The organism is Pseudoalteromonas sp. MB41 (assembly GCF_020966275.1).
GTDB lineage: Bacteria > Pseudomonadota > Gammaproteobacteria > Enterobacterales > Alteromonadaceae > Pseudoalteromonas > Pseudoalteromonas lipolytica.
Window position 1 is genome coordinate 17,323 of the sequence record NZ_JAJJZF010000002.1, and the last position, 17,612, is coordinate 34,934.

The 17,612-nt window shown below is 41.0% G+C and carries 16 protein-coding genes; 13 read left to right on the forward strand and 3 right to left on the reverse strand.

Translation table 11 applies throughout. The features are described from left to right. Positions 1-185 precede the first annotated feature (185 nt). The 3 genes from LPA49_RS03690 to LPA49_RS03700 all read left to right on the forward strand — a co-directional run bounded on the left by LPA49_RS03690 (position 186) and on the right by LPA49_RS03700 (position 3,490). Positions 186-1,580, forward strand: coding sequence for a M28 family metallopeptidase (locus tag LPA49_RS03690; protein ID WP_180310857.1), 1,395 nt, complete (start codon positions 186-188; stop codon positions 1,578-1,580). 97 nt (positions 1,581-1,677) lie between these two features. Further along, complete coding sequence (gene gdhA / locus LPA49_RS03695) at positions 1,678-3,030, forward strand: NADP-specific glutamate dehydrogenase (protein ID WP_180310856.1); 1,353 nt, start codon at positions 1,678-1,680, stop codon at positions 3,028-3,030. A 106-nt stretch (positions 3,031-3,136) separates the two neighbouring features. Next, positions 3,137-3,490: a DUF1428 domain-containing protein gene (locus LPA49_RS03700; protein ID WP_118844337.1), complete on the forward strand. Its 354-nt coding sequence runs from the start codon at positions 3,137-3,139 to the stop codon at positions 3,488-3,490. 97 nt (positions 3,491-3,587) lie between these two features. On the opposite strand, the gene LPA49_RS03705 is transcribed toward LPA49_RS03700, so the two are convergent. The 3 genes from LPA49_RS03705 to LPA49_RS03715 form a co-directional block, all read right to left on the reverse strand. Further along, positions 3,588-5,303, reverse strand: coding sequence for an AMP-binding protein (locus LPA49_RS03705; protein ID WP_118844336.1), 1,716 nt, complete (start codon positions 5,301-5,303; stop codon positions 3,588-3,590). A gap of 236 nt (positions 5,304-5,539) precedes the next feature. Next, a complete protein-coding gene (locus LPA49_RS03710) occupies positions 5,540-5,986 on the reverse strand; it encodes a DUF3010 family protein (RefSeq protein WP_036968178.1) in 447 nt (148 codons plus the stop codon). A gap of 64 nt (positions 5,987-6,050) precedes the next feature. Continuing rightward, the gene (locus LPA49_RS03715; protein ID WP_118844335.1) at positions 6,051-7,061 is read right to left on the reverse strand and encodes an endonuclease/exonuclease/phosphatase family protein; all 1,011 of its coding nucleotides are present in this window, start codon (positions 7,059-7,061) and stop codon (positions 6,051-6,053) included. A gap of 257 nt (positions 7,062-7,318) precedes the next feature. Between LPA49_RS03715 and thrS the strand changes: the two genes are divergently transcribed. The 10 genes from thrS (at position 7,319) to LPA49_RS03765 (ending at position 17,596) form a co-directional block, all read left to right on the forward strand. Continuing rightward, positions 7,319-9,229 (forward strand): threonine--tRNA ligase, encoded by a 1,911-nt coding sequence (gene thrS, locus LPA49_RS03720; RefSeq protein ID WP_036968184.1) that lies wholly within the window; start codon positions 7,319-7,321, stop codon positions 9,227-9,229. A gap of 57 nt (positions 9,230-9,286) precedes the next feature. After that, positions 9,287-9,850, forward strand: coding sequence for a translation initiation factor IF-3 (infC, locus tag LPA49_RS03725; protein WP_074989585.1), 564 nt, complete (start codon positions 9,287-9,289; stop codon positions 9,848-9,850). A gap of 206 nt (positions 9,851-10,056) precedes the next feature. Then, complete coding sequence (gene rpmI, locus LPA49_RS03730; protein WP_004587840.1) at positions 10,057-10,257, forward strand: 50S ribosomal protein L35; 201 nt, start codon at positions 10,057-10,059, stop codon at positions 10,255-10,257. A gap of 15 nt (positions 10,258-10,272) precedes the next feature. Then, positions 10,273-10,632, forward strand: a complete 360-nt coding sequence (gene rplT / locus LPA49_RS03735) for a 50S ribosomal protein L20 (protein ID WP_036968189.1) — start codon at positions 10,273-10,275, stop codon at positions 10,630-10,632. Between the two features lie 199 nt (positions 10,633-10,831). Next, positions 10,832-12,622 carry a M14 family metallopeptidase gene (locus tag LPA49_RS03740; RefSeq protein WP_118844334.1) on the forward strand — a complete coding sequence of 597 codons (1,791 nt, stop codon included), beginning with the start codon at positions 10,832-10,834 and terminating at the stop codon, positions 12,620-12,622. A gap of 5 nt (positions 12,623-12,627) precedes the next feature. Continuing rightward, the gene (locus LPA49_RS03745) at positions 12,628-13,269 is read left to right on the forward strand and encodes an MBL fold metallo-hydrolase (protein WP_036968195.1); all 642 of its coding nucleotides are present in this window, start codon (positions 12,628-12,630) and stop codon (positions 13,267-13,269) included. A 97-nt stretch (positions 13,270-13,366) separates the two neighbouring features. After that, on the forward strand, positions 13,367-13,825 hold the full coding sequence (locus LPA49_RS03750) for an Lrp/AsnC family transcriptional regulator (protein ID WP_036968198.1): 459 nt from the start codon (positions 13,367-13,369) through the stop codon (positions 13,823-13,825). A gap of 164 nt (positions 13,826-13,989) precedes the next feature. After that, positions 13,990-15,546, forward strand: coding sequence for a SulP family inorganic anion transporter (locus tag LPA49_RS03755; RefSeq protein WP_180310855.1), 1,557 nt, complete (start codon positions 13,990-13,992; stop codon positions 15,544-15,546). Positions 15,547-15,701: 155 nt separating this feature from the next. Further along, positions 15,702-16,775 (forward strand): sensor histidine kinase, encoded by a 1,074-nt coding sequence (locus LPA49_RS03760; RefSeq protein ID WP_036968201.1) that lies wholly within the window; start codon positions 15,702-15,704, stop codon positions 16,773-16,775. Continuing rightward, positions 16,772-17,596: a LytTR family DNA-binding domain-containing protein gene (locus tag LPA49_RS03765; protein ID WP_036968204.1), complete on the forward strand. Its 825-nt coding sequence runs from the start codon at positions 16,772-16,774 to the stop codon at positions 17,594-17,596. Before LPA49_RS03760 ends, LPA49_RS03765 begins: the two co-directional genes overlap by 4 nt. Positions 17,597-17,612: the final 16 nt, after the last annotated feature.

The window sequence follows — 17,612 nt, forward strand, 5'->3', positions numbered from 1 at the left end:
GCCATCAAAATAGGTCTTTAAATAGACACATATTACAAAAAGCAATCGCCTTTATTTAATAGAGGCGCTTAATACCTATCTGCTGTGTTAAAAGTTTTAACCTAATAATCTGTCTTCTAACTCATTACTATTGCTTGAAGCGAAATATTAGTTAGCCTTGAATGATTCATTGAAGGAGTGACACTATGTTAAAGCGAAAAACAATAACAACGAGCAGTGTTTTGTTTGGCTCATCATTACTATTAGCAACGGCTGCACACGCCACAACGCCTGAAGTTAATAACCAACGAGCGTTGCATGAAATAGCCAGTGCAGTTTCAAAGACCCGTATAGAGCAAGATATTCAAACCTTGGTTGATTTTGGCACGCGACATACTTTATCAGAGACTAAATCAAATACTCGTGGTATTGGGGCTGCAAGACGCTGGATAAAAGCGGAGTTTGAAGCAATTTCAAAAGCGTGTGGCCAGTGCCTTGAAATCATTGAGGTCAAAGACACTATTTCTGGCGAAAAACGTATTCCAAACCCTGTTGAAGTGGTAAATATAATTGCCATTCAGCGAGGACAGGTTGACCCTAATCGGATGGTTATGATGTCGGGTGATATCGATTCTCGTGTCAGTGATGTGATGGACTACACCTCAGATGCACTGGGTGCGAACGATAATGCCTCAGGTGTAGCGGGTGTGATTGAGTCTGCGCGAGTGTTGTCACAATACACATTTAATGGCTCGATTGTTTATGCCGCACTATCAGGTGAAGAGCAAGGATTGTTTGGTGGTAAAATATTAGCGAAATACGCGCAAGATAATAACTGGCGAGTACATGCTGTCTTAAATAACGATATGATCGGTAATTCTACCGGTATTAATGGTGTAACAGATAACACCACCGCACGTATTTTCTCTGAAGGCACACGGGTTATTGAAACCAAAGAACAAGCCCATAAGCGTCGGTTTACCGGGGGAGAAGTCGATTCTGCGAGCCGCAACCTCGCACGCTACATCGATACAATCGCCGACAAATACATAGAAAATCTTGATACCATGTTGGTGTATCGATTAGACAGGTTTGGGCGTGGAGGGCATCACCGCCCATTCAACGATGTTGGCTTTGCTGCTGTTCGTATAATGGAAACCAACGAAAATTATAATCAACAACATCAAGACTTGCGCACCGAAGATGGCATTACATATGGTGATACAATTGATCATGTTGATTTTGCATATGCTGCAAAGTTAACGTCATTAAATGCAGTGAGTCTTGCGTCAATGGCATGGGCGCCAGCACCACCAACGGGAGTCAGTATTTCAGGGGCCGTTAAACCAAGCACCACCTTATCGTGGCACCACAGTGATGATCCTACAATTACAGGCTATAAAATTTACTGGCGTTATACCAGTGAACCCCAGTGGCAATTTAGTCGTGATGTTGGCAAAGTGACAACAGCGACGTTAAAAAATGTGGTGATTGATAACTACTATTTTGGTGTTGCAGCAGTAAATAAAGACGGTATTGAATCACCAGTTGTTTTTCCGGGAGATGTGGGTGCATTCGAATGGGAGAATAATGAGCCTTAAAACCTAATAACACGTCTTTATTATAAAGTGATCGATTTGTCTCATCAGTGAGTTTAAAACTAGTGAGACATTTCAATAGCTTGAAAAAGGAGCTGACATGCAATATCTAGAAAATATGCTGCAAACTGTAAAGGATTCTAACCCACACGAACAGGAATTCCATCAAGCCGTTGAAGAAGTGCTTACCTCATTAACCCCAATTCTTAAAGAAAATGACGTGTATCAACATAATGCGATTGTTGAGCGTTTAGTTGAGCCTGAAAGACAGATAATGTTTCGCGTGCCTTGGTTAGACGATAAAGGAAATGTGCAAGTTAATCGGGGATTTAGAATCGAATTTAGCTCTTCTCTTGGTCCTTACAAAGGGGGATTACGGTTTCATCCGAGTGTTAATTTAAGCGTGATCAAATTTTTAGGCTTTGAGCAAGTTTTAAAAAATGCGTTAACAGGGCTTCCTTTAGGCGGTGCAAAAGGAGGGGCTGACTTTGATCCAAAAGGAAAGAGTGATCATGAAATTATGCGTTTTTGTCACTCTTTTATGACAGAGTTGTACCGACATATTGGCGCACAAACCGATGTGCCTGCAGGTGATATTGGTGTTGGGGAGCGAGAAATTGGCTATCTATTTGGTCAGTACAAGCGGATTACAAACCAATATAATGGGGTACTTACAGGTAAGCCCACTCTGTTAGGGGGCTCTTCATTAAGAGTCGAAGCAACGGGTTATGGTATCGCCTATTTTCTTAGTGCCATGCTTGATGCTAAAAATGATTCACTAAAAGGTAAACGTTGCTTGGTGTCAGGGGCTGGAAATGTTGCCCTGTATTTAATGGAAAAACTGTCACAATTCGATGCGACTATTTTGACCTGCAGTGACTCAAAAGGCACCTTATATTGTGAAGATGGCCTTGATGTTGAATTAATAAAACACTTAAAAAAAGAGCAGGGCGCTGCGCTGCGTGATTACTTGAACGAGCACCCACAAGCAGAGTATATCCCTGTGAGTCAGTATCCAAAAGATGGTCACCAAGTTTGGCACTTTAACGGCGATATCGCATTACCGTGCGCCACACAAAATGAAATAACTAAAAAAGATGCCCAAGCGCTTGTCGATAATGGCTGTAAAATTGTCTGTGAAGGTGCAAACATGCCAACGACCGCTGAGGCACACGCTATATTTCAAGAACACGATGTATATTTAGGTCCAAGCAAGGCTGCTAATGCTGGTGGGGTTGCAACGAGTCAATTTGAAATGGCGCAAAATGCAAGCTTGCAAACATGGCGGCCACAGCAGGTTGACGAAAAACTGCAACAAGTAATGAAAAACATTTTTGATAGAGTATCAGCAACGGCAAAGCGTTATTCAAGTGAAGACGACCTGTCGCTCGGTGCAAACATTGCGGGGTTTGAACGGGTTGCTCAGGCGATGCTTAAGCAAGGCGTTGTTTAACTCGCAGAACAGCTAATTAATGTTAAGAATGCGCTGCTAATGAAAATAGCTAGCCACTTTTTTGCTACTAGACTATGTTTAACATGCTTATTAAAGGAGTTAACTTATGTCTTATGCCGACGGTTTTGTAGCTGCTGTACCCACAGTAAACAAAGAAAAATACCTTGCACATGCTGAATTTGCAGCCGAAATATTCAAAGAATACGGTGCGTTAAAGGTGGTCGAAACCTGGGGGAGTGATGTACCCGATGGTGAAGTCACTTCATTTCCCATGGCTGTAAAAGCGGATGAGAATGAAACGGTGGTGTTTTCATGGGTCATCTGGCCTTCAAAAGCTGTTCGCGATAGCGGCTGGCAGAAACTAATGGAGGATTCACGTATGAGCCCTGAAAACAACCCCATGCCATTTGATGGTAAACGTATGATTTATGGTGGTTTCGATATTGTATTAGACAAATAAGAAGCGTGTATGTGGGCGTGTTTAAGCCCATTGAGTTTTTCTGTCTGATTGCCTATTTATGTAAAGCTCAGCCTTGCTGAGCTTTACTGTTTCTAAACTACGAAAATGCCTTTTCGTTGAGTAGTTCTTGCATCTGTTCACGCATTTTGAATTTTTGCAATTTGCCTGTAACTGTCATCGGGTATTCGTCGACAAAGCGAATGTGCTTTGGCACTTTAAAATAAGCCAGCTTGTCTTTTAAAAACTCACGAATGGTATCTTCGTCAAGTACGGCATCTTCTTTTGGTTGGATCCACGCACATACTTCTTCACCATATTTTTCATCACTGATGCCAAAAATCGCTGCATCCTGAATACCTGGGTAGGTGTATAGTACTTCCTCTATTTCACGAGGGTAAATGTTTTCGCCGCCGCGAATGATCATATCTTTAATACGACCAACAATCGCTACAAAACCGTGTTCGTCCATCACACCTAAATCGCCAGAATGTAACCAGCCGTGTTCATCGATAGTGGCATTGGTTTTTTCTTCATCGTTCCAGTAACAACGCATAATACCCGCACCTCGGCTACATACTTCACCGGGCACACCAATTTTTTGGATATCGCCAAGTTCATCAATAATTTTCACCTCGGTATGGGCAAGTGCTCGTCCTACTGTTGTCACTTGTTTTTCCAGTGGTGAATCGGTTTCGGTTACATTGTTAATCGGGCTGCATTCAGTTTGTCCATAACCAATAACCACCTCTTTCATGTGCATTAATGTTTGTACTTTGCGCATGACTTCCTCTGGGCATGTGGAGCCAGCCATAACACCTGTACGCAGGCTTGATAAGTCATAATCAGCAAAGTTTTTTAGTTCAAGTTCGGCAATAAACATAGTGGGTACGCCATGAAGTGCTGTACAGCGTTCTTTTTCAACAATATCTAACGTTGTTTTCGGATCAAAGGAATCACCCGGAAAAACGGCAGTAGCCCCTTTACTAATACACACTAAATTGCCCAGTACCATGCCAAAACAATGATATAACGGAACTGGAATACATAATTTATCAAGATGGGTTAGTTTCATGGCTTGTGCCATTAAGAAACCATTATTGAGAATGTTTTTATGCGATAACGTTGCGCCTTTAGGGTTTCCTGTCGTACCCGAGGTAAATTGAATATTGATATCTTGATCTGCTTTTAATGTTGCACTAATCGCATCAAGCTCAAGTTTATGTGCATCAGTCGCACGTTGCATTATGTCGCTAAAACAATACATTCCCGCTGTAGGACGTTCGCCAATGCGAATGATATTTTTCAAATGGGGAAGTGCTTTAAGATCTAAATTGCCTGCATTTGCATTTTTTAGTTCAGGTGCAAGTTCATTTAGCATGTCGATATAATTACTCGATTTAAACTCATCAGCGGTGATGAGTGTTGAGCATTCGACACTGTTTAATGCGTATTTTAGCTCGCTTGGGCGGTAGGCAGGGTTAATACACACCATAATGGCACCTATTTTCGCCGTGGCAAATTGTGTTAAACACCATTCAATGTTATTGGGTGACCAAATACCCACACGATCGCCGGGTTTAACGCCAATTGACAGCAAGCCCATCGCAAGTTGGTTAATCTGTTGCTGGTATTCTTTATACGTAAGGCGGATATTTTGATGATTAACAACAATCGCGGGGTGTTCTGGGTAATTGTCGACAATGTTATCTAGGTACTGACCAATGGTTTGCTCTATGAGAGGAATGTCAGTGCGACCTTTAAAATAGCTTTGTGTTAATGGGAGACTGTTATTATGTATGTTCTTTGCTTGCATTGTTTTCTCCGTGTCCTATTAAAATGTTGTCATGGACTTGATGCGAAAATAACAAAAATGAATACACTGCGTGTTCATTTAGTGTCAGCTTACAGTTTTAACTAAGCATAGATTGTCGACAAATAAAAGTCTTATAAGACTAATGTACAGTGATTGCAGCTAAATTAAGAGAAAAGAATGGTTTTTGGCAGGCATAAAAAAACGTGCCGTAGCACGTTCTTTTTAAACAAGATAAATTACGCTTGATCTTGTTTATAGGTTTTTCGCATTAAGTACACATAGGCACTGATAAACGCGTTTTCTTGAAACTTTTTCAGTCCAGTGTCTTCAAATTCGATAGGCAGTGGATTGCGTTTAAGCTGCTCTTTAATTGTTGTTGCGCTGAAAATTTGCACATCTAACTCTTCAATAAGTTGAATGGCTGTTTCCATTTTGAAACCTTTAGCACTGCCTGCAAATTTACCTTTAGGTTGACGCTCTTTAATTGCAACAGAATCAATTTGGTAATCTTGCATCAGTTTTCTAAAATCAAACTGAAATTTGCGCATAACTTCTGTGTCATTACCATCGCCTAACGTAAAGCGAGTTTGTCTTACATCACGGATATCAAACACGTCGTTATCTTTCGTTAAAATACACAGTAGTACATCGCTACCTGTAATTTCTACACCGCATGTTCTCATAGTTAATCTCTAAATAACTTAATTTGCGCAATTATAGCAAGTAACGTCCTGAAAAACAGTTGCTTTAAAAATGAATTTTAATTGCAATCGAACTATGGTCACTTACTGTAATATCTTCTACTGCTTGGTGGGGGTTTAAATGCGCATCATAGCTTTCGTATTCCAGCTTTGAGACCTTTGATAGTGCGCATTGTGGATTAAAATGCGCAGAGACCAAAATATAATCGAGCACGTTTCCCTTGCCGTGATAATAGTGGCTAAACGGCTTTGTGTTGTTCTCACTAGCAGCGCAAAATAGGTAGGCGTCTGTTAAGCCGACGACGGGTTCATTATTTGCTATACAGGGCTCGCAACGAGTCGGGTGAAAGCCTTGTGTCATAAATGATAATGTTGGGCTTGTCAGCACGTCGTTAAAATCGCCCATCACCAAGGTGGCACATTGTTTTTCACGCTGTGTTTTTAACGCATCGTAATAAACAATAGACGCCTCTAATGAGCGTGATATTTGCGATTGCATTGCGCCAACTGTTTGGTGCAGCAACTGCAATAAGGGATCTTCAAGGTTATGTATGTTGAGTATGTGCGCCATAGATTGCACACGTTGTGATTTAAAATGCACAACATAACAGCACACCTCACCAAATTCAGGAAAGTCCAAGAAACACTTTATAGGCGTGCGATTAAACTTAAAATCACTTTGGTTGTTGAGGTATTCAAGCAATTCTGGGCAGGGAGTCAAAGGTTCGACACAAGTGAAAGGGTATTTACTGGCGATAGCAACAATAGGATTAAACAGCACTTGAGGGTACAGCGCATCGTGCGAAGGGGAGTCAACGGTTTCAAAATAATCATAACCGGCTTCTTTACACTGTATTTCTAATGCGTGAGCACTAAAAACCTCTTGAAACGCGACCACATCGGCTTTCGAATCAAACAGAAAATCACGCACAAACTGCTGCTTTTGCTGCCACTGCGTGTTGTTATAGCGTTCATGCTGTTGGTAAAACGAATAAGGGGGAGCAGTGTAGTTAAGTAAATTCAAACTAGCAAACTTGAGCGTATGCGTGTGTGGCATCGTGATCACCGTTAAAGTACTGACCTGTTAAGTATGAAATGACTTAAGTAATTGTCAATTTACTCACCTAAATACTTGTATTTGAGGACTCTAGCGGCGACAATGGGCGCTTGTATTTGCGAAGACTCAGTAAATACACGTCTTTTAGGCACCAAATGGCAATGCTTATTCGTAAAAGCGTTGCAGAGTTACTCAAAATTTATTTAAAAAATTACATGTGATGCATTGTAGGCATCACCACTGTATAAGGATTTATAATGCCAGTTATTACCCTTCCTGACGGCAGTCAGCGTAGTTTTGAAAACCCAGTAAGTACATATGATGTTGCCAGCGATATTGGCCCAGGTTTAGCGAAAGCAACCATAGCCGGTCGTGTAAATGGTAATCGTGTTGATGCATGTGACTTAATTACCGACGATGCGCGCTTAGAAATTATTACTGCCAAGGATGACGACGGTTTAGAAATCATCCGTCACTCTTGTGCGCACCTAATTGGTCATGCAGTTAAGCAACTTTTCCCTGACGCGAAAATGGCAATTGGTCCAACGATCGACAATGGTTTTTACTACGATATCGATATGGATCACTCATTAAGTCAAGACGATTTAGACGCCATCGAAAAGCGTATGCTTGAACTTGCAAAAACAAACTACGATGTGGTTAAAAAGACCGTAAGCTGGCAAGAAGCGCGTGATACATTCGAAGCACGTGGTGAAACATACAAAATGGAAATCTTAGACGAGAATATCGCAAAAGATGACCGCCCAGGTTTATACCACCACGAAGAATACATTGACATGTGTCGTGGCCCACACGTACCAAATATGAAATTCTGCCAACATTTTAAAATAATGAAAGTGGCGGGTGCTTATTGGCGCGGTGATTCTGAAAACAAAATGCTGCAACGTATTTACGGCACAGCATGGGCAGATAAAAAGCAACTTAAAGCGTATCTAAAACGTTTAGAAGAAGCTGAAAAACGTGACCACCGTCGCATTGGTAAAGCACTTGATTTATGGCATTGGCAAGAAGAAGCGCCGGGTATGGTGTTTTGGCATAATGACGGCTGGAGCATTTACCGTGAGCTTGAAGACTTCGTTCGTGAAAAACTACGTGAGTACGATTACGAAGAAGTGAAAGGCCCATTAATGATGGACCGAGTTTTGTGGGAAAAATCAGGGCACTGGGATAAATACGCAGATGCCATGTTCACCACAGAATCTGAAAAGCGTGAATATGCTATTAAACCAATGAACTGTCCTGGTCATGTGCAAATTTTCAACCAAGGTCTAAAATCATACCGTGACTTACCATTGCGTATGGCTGAGTTTGGTTGTTGTCATCGTAATGAGCCATCAGGTGCATTACATGGCTTAATGCGTGTTCGTGGTTTTACACAAGATGATGCACATATATTCTGTACTGAAGACCAAATTATGGATGAAGTATCAGCGTGTATCAAAATGGTTTACGACACGTATGAAACGTTCGGTTTTGAAAAGATCGTTGTAAAACTGTCTACTCGCCCAGAAAAACGTATCGGTGAAGACGAAATGTGGGACAAAGCAGAGCTTGCATTAGCAGAAGCTCTAAAAGTAAACGACATTGAGTTTGATTACTTACCGGGTGAAGGGGCGTTTTACGGTCCGAAAATTGAATTTACATTATATGATTGTTTAGACCGTGCATGGCAATGTGGTACAGTGCAATTAGATTTTGCATTACCAGGTCGTTTAGGTGCGACATACGTTGCAGAAAATAACGAACGTCGTACACCTGTTATGATACACCGTGCTATATTAGGTTCGATTGAGCGTTTCATTGGTATTTTAACCGAAGAATACGCCGGATTGTTCCCGACATGGCTTGCACCTAAGCAAGTGGTGATCATGAATATCACGGATAAACAAGCTGACTATGTGCAAGAAATTGTACAAAAATTAAATAAACTTGGAATTAGAGCCGCTGCTGACTTGAGAAATGAGAAGATTGGCTTTAAAATCCGTGAACATACGTTAAAACGTATTCCTTACTTACTTGTTGTAGGCGACAAAGAAGTTGAACAACAAGAAGTGGCAGTACGCACTCGCACAGGTGAAGACCTAGGCAAATTTAATGTTGATGATTTCATTGCAAAAATTAGCGACGAAATAAAAAATCGACAATAAATCATGAGCGTGTAGGGCATAACAAACAGCCAACTACACGCTTTTTATTTTATATTCTTGGAGGATCGTACCATTAGAGGCGGCAAGAAAGGGCAACAAACAGCTCAAAAAAATCGTATCAACGAAGATATTACAGCTAAAGAAGTTCGTTTAATTGACATTGACGGCGAGCAAGCTGGCATCGTGTCATTAAAAGAGGCGCAAGCTATGGCTGATGATGCGGGTGTAGATCTTGTAGAAATCAGTCCTAATGCTGAGCCACCTGTTTGTAAGGTTATGGACTACGGTAAGTTCATCTTTGAGAAAAGCAAAGAACTAAAAGAACAAAAGAAAAAGCAAAAGCAAATCCAGGTGAAAGAAATCAAATTCCGTCCAGGCACGGATGAAGGTGATTACCAGGTTAAGCTTCGCAATTTGCGTAAGTTCTTAGAAGCGGGTGATAAAGCTAAAATTACTATTCGTTTCCGTGGTCGTGAAATGGCTCACCAAGAAATTGGTATTGAATTATTAAATCGTGTTAAAGCTGATTTGGAAGATGTTTCACAAGTTGAATCTTTCCCAAATCGTGTTGAAGGTCGCCAAATGGTTATGATGATGGCACCTATTGCTAAAAAGCAATAAACAAGCGATAATACGCACCGAATTTATCTCAGGTCATCAAGTAACAGCTTGCTGTTCACCTGAAATAACCGGTTTAAGTAAAGTTGCAGTGCATTAGTACTGGGCTTTCACCGGATAATGGCGGTAAGTTAGGCCTTGAAAGAAGAGCTATTTATATCTCTCGCCTGCTTGCCATATTGTTGAGCAATACATTTGGAGTTATTGCAATGGCTTACAAGCTAAAATCACACAGAGGCGCAGCTAAGCGTTTCAAGAAAACTGCTTCTGGCGGTTTCAAGCGTAAACAAGCGCATCTTCGTCACATTCTGACTAAGAAAACTTCTAAGCGTAAATTACACTTACGTCCTAAGATGATGGTTCATAAGAATGACCATGGTCTAGTTTCACGTATGTTACCATTCGCTTAATAGGAGTCTTCAGAAATGGCAAGAGTTAAACGCGGTGTTATCGCACGTGCACGTCACAAAAAAGTTTTAAAACAAGCTAAAGGTTACTACGGAGCACGTTCACGTGTTTACCGCGTAGCTTTCCAGGCAGTTACTAAAGCGGGTCAATACGCTTACCGTGACCGTCGTGCTAAGAAACGTACTTTCCGTCAACTTTGGATTGCACGTATCAATGCAGCAGCTCGTCAAAACGGTCTTTCATACAGCCGTTTTATCAATGGTCTTAAAAAGACATCTGTAGAAATCGATCGTAAGATCCTTGCAGATATCGCTGTTTACGACCAAGTTGCATTCGCAGCGCTTGTTGCAAAAGCTAAAGAAGGCCTAGCGGCTTAATTTTCGCTTTTGATACAGTTTAAAAAGGAGCCTAGTGCTCCTTTTTTTGATCTTAGAACTCCTTGAACCGTGAATCTTTAAATAATCACGTCCTGTCATTTGCTCCATTTTTTTGTTGAATCACCGCAGTTTACGCAATCTATTCTAATTAGTTGTTATAATTCCCGTTAATAGAATAAGTACCGCACTTGAGAGTGATATGTTTGCCAGTTTAGTGTTTTTATCTACTGTAGTGACTTTAGACAGCCACCTACCTCCTTTGTTACCGTGGCAAGGTAACAGTGTGTCATTAATGCAAGAAAAAGGGCCATTAACGACTGATTTTGAATTAAGTGATGGCACCTTATCGCCAAATTATGCAGACACAATGGCTTTTGTAGATCGACTCGTTGCGGCTAATCCTACTCAATTTAAAGTAAAAACGATTGCCACAAGTAGCAGTGGCCGCGCAATAAAAATGCTTGTTGCTAATGAGCAAGGGTTGTTTGAGCCAACACAACTTGTTGCAGATACCAAACCAACTATCTTTGTTCAAGCGGGTATTCACAGCGGGGAAATTGACGGTAAAGATGCCATGTTTATGCTATTACGTGATATTGCGACCGGAAAGCGTCGTGATATTTTAAGTAAAGTAAACATACTGTTCATTCCAATTCTGAATGTAGATGGTCACGAACGTAGCAGCCAATTTAACCGTATAAATCAACGCGGCCCAGCAGAAATGGGATTTAGAACTAACGGTCTAAATTTAAACTTAAATCGTGATTATACCAAGCTTGATACCCCCGAAATACAAGGGGTTATGCAGGTTATAAATCAATTCAAACCCGACCTTTATATTGATGTACATGTAACAGATGGCGCTGATTACCAATACGATGTCACGTATGGGTACAATCCTGTGTTCTCAAGTGAGTCACCAAGTGTGTCAGAAGCGCTAGACACCCTGTTTAAACCTGTCATTGATGCCAAATTAGAAAAAGCAGGGCACATACCTGGGCCATTGGTGTTTGTTATGGACAAGCGCGATTTCAAAAAAGGCTTAGCAGGATGGGTTGCGACACCTCGTTATTCGAATGGGTGGGGTGACTTACGTTCATTGCCTAGTATTTTAGTTGAAAATCACTCTTTAAAACCTTACAAGCAGCGTGTGTTAGGCACTTATGTGTTTATCGACGGCGCTATTGATGCGCTTGCAGCTAACGATAAAGCATTAAATGCCGCTGTAAAAAAAGAGCTCGATTTTAAACCGAGACAACTCGTTGTTGAGCGTAGTTACGCAAAGCAACCCGACACAATCGCATTTAAAGGCATTGCCTATTCACGCAGTGAAAGCGCGCTTACAGGGCAAGCTGAAGTTAAATACCTCGGTGAAGCTAAAAACTATGAGTCATTGCCGATTTTTTGGCAAAAAGACGTTAAGAAAACGGTTCATGTTCCTCGTGCGTTTTACATTCCACCTGCGTATAGCAATATAATCAAAAAACTTAAGTTACACGGTATCGACGTTACTCAGGTTGATAACACGCCAACGGCAGTGATGACACAGGCAAGCGTAGTCGACTATACATTTGCTAAAGCTCCCTTTGAAGGGCGTTTTCGTGTAGATGCCAAATTTGACTATGCCCCTGTGCAAGTAGATGTACAGGGCTGGTATAAAGTCTCAACGGCGCAACCCTACTCAGAATTGGCAACACATTTGCTGCACCCTGAAGCCCCTGATTCATTTTTTTCATGGGGTGAGTTTAACACCATTTTTCAACGTACTGAGTACATGGAAAATTACGCGCTTATGCCATATGCTCGTCAGATGCTAAAAGAAAAACCGGCCCTTGCATTAGAGTTTGATCAGAAAATTCGTGAAGATAAACAATTTGCGAATGATCCAGAAGCGCGTCTGAATTGGCTTTATGAGCGTACCCCATTTTATGATCAAGCGTATTTAAAATACCCAATTTTAATGACGTTTGAGACACCTGAACAAGGATAAAAACGATGAAAGTCATTACAGTCCCTGTGACGGGGTTTGCACAAAACTGCCGCATAATTATTTGCCAGCAGACGAATAAAGCAGCATTAGTTGACCCTGGCGGTGATGCTGAAAAATTATGCGCTCAGCTTGCCTCACTTGGTTGTGAATTAATTGCAATTTATCTAACGCATGGTCATTTAGATCATGTTGGTGCGGCTAAACAGCTTGCCGATAAGTTTAATGTTGACATTATTGGTCCACACATTGACGATAAGTTTTGGTTTGATTCACTACCAATGCAAGCTCAAATGTTCGGATTTGCACCCATTTCACCTTTTTATCCAACACAGTGGTTAAACCATGGCGATGTGATTAGCGTGGGTAATAGCCAGTTATCGGTGCGCCATTGTCCAGGCCATACGCCAGGGCACGTGGTCTTTTATGATGATGAGACACAGCAGGTCATCGTCGGAGATGTTATTTTTCAAGGTTCAGTAGGGCGCACAGACTTTCCAAAAGGCGATAGTGCGCAGCTGCTTGCATCAATTAAATCAGAAATTTTATCGTTTGCAGATGAAGTTGCCATTTTACCTGGTCATGGTCCAAACACTACCGTAGGGCATGAGCGAAAAACGAATCCATTTATTAGTGGACGCTTTGGCTAAAATTGCATTTTTTTCGCATAAATAATAGAAAATAGGCAGACTGACATTCAAATCAGTTATATAATTTACTCAGTATTTTTAAAGAAAAAGAAATAAAATGTCTCTAAACCAAGTAGATCGCCAAATTTTGGCATTATTACAGCAGGATGCTAGCTTATCAACGGCAGAAATTGCCGATAAAGTTGGTTTATCTCAATCTCCTTGTTGGCGTCGTATCGCTAAACTTGAACAAGATGGTTATATCAAAGGTAAAGTTGCTTTACTTGATGAGAAAAAGCTTGGCTTTGATATGTTGGTTTATGCACATGTTCGCTTATCAAATCATGGCAGAACAAACTTAGCTGAATTTGAACGTTTAATCATGAGCTACGACGAAGTGACCGAGTGCTATAGCATGGCGGGTACTATGGACTTTATGCTGCGCATTATTTCTAAAGGAATTGAAGGGTATGAGCAGTTTGTTCGCGATAACCTTCTAAATCTTGAGTTTGTGCAAGAAGTACACTCAAATGTGACGATGACTTGTGTGAAGCGAAGTACATCTTTACCTCTTTAATTATACCTTCTTCATTTAGCTTTTTATTGACAAACGGTTAGTGCTTTTGCGTGCTAACCGTTTTGTTGTCTGCGTGTTTACGGTTGTTGCTGATTGTTAACGTAGGCAGTTTTTGCTAGAATTCTGCGCCTTGCCAAAATGCATACACTTGAAAGAGGATCTTAATGTTTAACTTACTCAGCAAAGCGCCAAGCTCTGCTAAAAACGATATATTATCAGGCCTGACAGTCGCACTGGCATTGGTGCCAGAAGCCGTTGCTTTTGCTTTCGTTGCTAATGTAGAGCCTTTAGTAGGCCTATATGCCGCATTTATTGTTGGTTTGATTACGGCTATTTTTGGTGGTCGCCCTGGAATGATATCAGGTGCAACCGGCGCATTAGCCGTCGTAATGGTAAGTTTAGTATTAGACCATGGCGTTGAATATCTATTTGCGACGGTTTTATTGATGGGGATATTACAGATCCTCGCAGGTATATTTAAGCTTGGTAAGTTTATTCGCATGGTACCTCACCCCGTCATGTTAGGCTTTGTGAATGGTCTTGCTATCGTTATTTTCTTAGCCCAACTAGGTCAATTTAAAGTGCCAGATGGTATGGGCGGCCAACAGTGGATGGAAGGTCAAGCGCTCTACATAATGCTTGGTTTAGTCGCGTTAACAATGGCGATTATTCACTTTTTACCTAAGCTAACTACCGCGGTACCTTCATCATTAGTTGCTATTGTGACAGTGACGGGCATTGTGATTGGATTTGACCTTGAAGCACGCACTGTGCTTGATTTCTTAAAAGGGATGACGGGTAACGAGCAAGCAACTATCGCAGGCGGTCTGCCGCAATTCCATATTCCAATGGTGCCATTTACCCTTGAAACGTTAAAAATAATTTTTCCGTATGCATTAATTCTAGCGGCAATTGGCTTAATTGAATCATTGTTAACACTCACGCTTATAGATGAAATTACAGAAACGCGTGGCCACAGTAATAAAGAGTGTATTGGTCAAGGTGCTGCTAATGTAACCTGTGGTTTCTTTGGTGCAATGGGCGGGTGTGCAATGATTGGCCAATCAATGATTAACATTAACTCGGGTGGTCGCTCACGTTTATCAGGTATTAGCGCGGCCTTACTCCTATTGGTATTCATTATTTTTGCAGCAGGCTTAATCGAAATGATCCCACTGGCGGCACTGGTTGGTGTAATGTTCATGGTGGTACTGGGCACATTTGAATGGGCAAGCTTTAAAATGATGAAGCGCGTGCCAAAGTCTGATGCATTTGTGATTGTATTAGTGTCTGGTGTGACTGTTGCCACTGACCTTGCAATTGCTGTGTGCGTAGGTGTGATTGTGTCTGCACTGGTATTTGCTTGGCAGCATGCTAAACACATTTATACAAGCAACTATATCGACCAAGAGGGCTCAAAAGTCTATGAATTGCATGGCCCACTGTTTTTTGGCTCGGTGAAAAACTTTGCCGAATTATTCGATGTAAAAAGTGATCCCCAAGACGTCATTATTGAGTTTAAACATAGCCGAGTGGCAGATCACAGTGCGATTGAAGCCATTGATAGTTTAGCCGATAAGTATGCTAAAGCGGGTAAAAAATTACATTTACGTCATTTAAGCCCAGATTGTATTCAGTTGCTTCATAAAGCACGCGATCTTGTCGAGGTTAACGTGATTGAGGATCCTAAATACAAAGTAGCCTCTGATAAATTGGCGTAATAAATTGCCGATTAAAAAGCGAAGGCCGTCAAAGTCTTCGCTTTTTTAATGCCTGTAGAATGCGGTAAGGCTATTAAAAATTAAGATAGGTGGCAGTGCTTTGCATGAGTGACTATCGGTATAATAAAAATAACGACGAAAGGTAACTTGATATTTTGAATTGGCAATCATTAGTTGATAATCGACAACGCTTCTTCTGGGTTTTGCAAATAGCAGGCTGGATAGGCTACGCGTTGGTGAATTATATCGGCTCAAAAGTATTTGAAATGCGTGATATTTACGTATTTGTTATTGTATTAAACGCCTATGCTGGGTGTTTAATGACAGTACCGCTGCGTTATATGTATCGTAAAGTTTGGAATGCATCGCCATGGGTTCTTATGCTGGTTGTGTTTGGGGCATCCTATATCACGGGCACGTTATGGGCGGTCGTTCAAAAATTCAACTTATGGGAAATTTATCGACACGGTTACCGGCCGAATGAATGGTTTTATTATTTTCAGCAAGGATTAGACTCTGTCTATATTATTCTGTGCTGGAGTGGTTTGTATTTTGGTATAAAGTATTACCAACTACTGCAAAGTGAGCGTCAAAAAGCCCTAAAAGCAACAACAATGGCGCACGAAGCACAGTTAAAAATGCTGCGCTACCAACTTAATCCGCACTTTTTATTTAATACACTGAATGCAATATCAACCTTAATTTTGGTGAAAGAGAATAAAGATGCGAATTTAATGGTCTCTAAATTAAGTGACTTCTTACGCTACACACTCAATACTGATCCCATTAAAAAGGTGCCTCTAGAGCAAGAAATACACGCACTCATGCTGTATTTAGAGATTGAAAAAGTACGTTTTGATGAGCGTCTTCAGGTCAATGTTGATGTTAGCGAGCAAGCGAAAGAGGCATTAGTACCGAGTTTGATCCTCCAGCCCATTATTGAAAACTCAATCAAGTATGCGATAGCGCAGCTTAATGAGGGGGGAGTGATTGATATTAAAGCACAAGTTTTTGCAAATGAACTATTATTGGAAGTAGGCGATAATGGTCCTGGTACTGAGTTAATAGATGGTCAACTGGTTAATTCTCAAGGCGTTGGCATAGCAAATACAAAGGACCGATTAAAAACACTTTATGAGAACAACTATTCGTTTGTACTCTCTGACAATTCGCCAAGTGGATTAAAAGTTAATCTGCGTGTTCCGTTTGAAAAGGCTGTTAAGAAATGAGCAAAATTAGAACTTTGATCGTTGATGATGAACCATTAGCTAGGAAAGGCTTAGCGGTTCGACTCTCTGAGTTTGACGACATAGAAGTCATTCGTTTATGTAGCAATGGTCAAGAGGCAATAGATGAATGCCTTAGTGGTAACATCCAATTAGTTTTTTTAGATATTCAAATGCCAAATATGAATGGTTTTGAAGTAGCACGTGCGTTAAGCGAAAGTGTGAACCCTTTACCTGCAATTGTATTTGTAACGGCGTTTGATCAGTTTGCTGTAAAAGCATTCGAGATTCATGCATTGGATTATATTCTTAAACCAGTCGATGACAACAGACTAAAACAGGCGGTAGAGAAAGTGCATACCTATTTAAAGACGCAACAAGATAACGCCCATAAGAAAAAACTAGCGAGTTTTGTCGCGGGTATAACAGGCAATAATTGCGAAGAGATTTTAAAAAAACTGGCCACAGGTGATAGCTTAGCCGACCGTCGTTATCCGGAGTCACTGGCTGTAAAAGAGCAGGGTGAAATAGTCCGTGTGCCTGTTGTTACTATTCAATGGGTTGACGCTGCTGGTGATTACATGTGTTTACATTGCCAAGACGGGCAAACACATATCTTACGCAAAACAATGAAAGAGCTTGAACAAGAGCTTGATCCCCAGTTATTTGTGCGAGTACATCGCAGTGCGATTGTTAATACAAAACAAATCAGCAAACTTGTTACTCAAGTCAGCGGTGAGTACTTATTAGTGCTCGATAATGGCCAAGAGTTAAAAGTAAGCCGCAGTTATCGTGATAAAGTAAAAGCAGCACTGGCAAGCTGATACGCTATTTTAAACA

Excerpts from the sequence above, each read along its gene's own strand:
- LPA49_RS03710 (WP_036968178.1), bottom strand. The coding sequence starts at position 5,986 with ATGAGAACATGCGGTGTAGAAATTACAGGTAGCGATGTACTACTGTGT.
- LPA49_RS03740 (WP_118844334.1), top strand. The coding sequence starts at position 10,832 with ATGTTTGCCAGTTTAGTGTTTTTATCTACTGTAGTGACTTTAGACAGC.
- LPA49_RS03715 (WP_118844335.1), bottom strand. The coding sequence starts at position 7,061 with ATGCCACACACGCATACGCTCAAGTTTGCTAGTTTGAATTTACTTAAC.
- thrS (WP_036968184.1), top strand. The coding sequence starts at position 7,319 with ATGCCAGTTATTACCCTTCCTGACGGCAGTCAGCGTAGTTTTGAAAAC.
- rpmI (WP_004587840.1), top strand. The coding sequence starts at position 10,057 with ATGGCTTACAAGCTAAAATCACACAGAGGCGCAGCTAAGCGTTTCAAG.
- rplT (WP_036968189.1), top strand. The coding sequence starts at position 10,273 with ATGGCAAGAGTTAAACGCGGTGTTATCGCACGTGCACGTCACAAAAAA.
- LPA49_RS03765 (WP_036968204.1), top strand. The coding sequence starts at position 16,772 with ATGAGCAAAATTAGAACTTTGATCGTTGATGATGAACCATTAGCTAGG.
- LPA49_RS03700 (WP_118844337.1), top strand. The coding sequence starts at position 3,137 with ATGTCTTATGCCGACGGTTTTGTAGCTGCTGTACCCACAGTAAACAAA.
- LPA49_RS03750 (WP_036968198.1), top strand. The coding sequence starts at position 13,367 with ATGTCTCTAAACCAAGTAGATCGCCAAATTTTGGCATTATTACAGCAG.
- gdhA (WP_180310856.1), top strand. The coding sequence starts at position 1,678 with ATGCAATATCTAGAAAATATGCTGCAAACTGTAAAGGATTCTAACCCA.
- LPA49_RS03705 (WP_118844336.1), bottom strand. The coding sequence starts at position 5,303 with ATGCAAGCAAAGAACATACATAATAACAGTCTCCCATTAACACAAAGC.
- LPA49_RS03690 (WP_180310857.1), top strand. The coding sequence starts at position 186 with ATGTTAAAGCGAAAAACAATAACAACGAGCAGTGTTTTGTTTGGCTCA.
- LPA49_RS03745 (WP_036968195.1), top strand. The coding sequence starts at position 12,628 with ATGAAAGTCATTACAGTCCCTGTGACGGGGTTTGCACAAAACTGCCGC.
- LPA49_RS03755 (WP_180310855.1), top strand. The coding sequence starts at position 13,990 with ATGTTTAACTTACTCAGCAAAGCGCCAAGCTCTGCTAAAAACGATATA.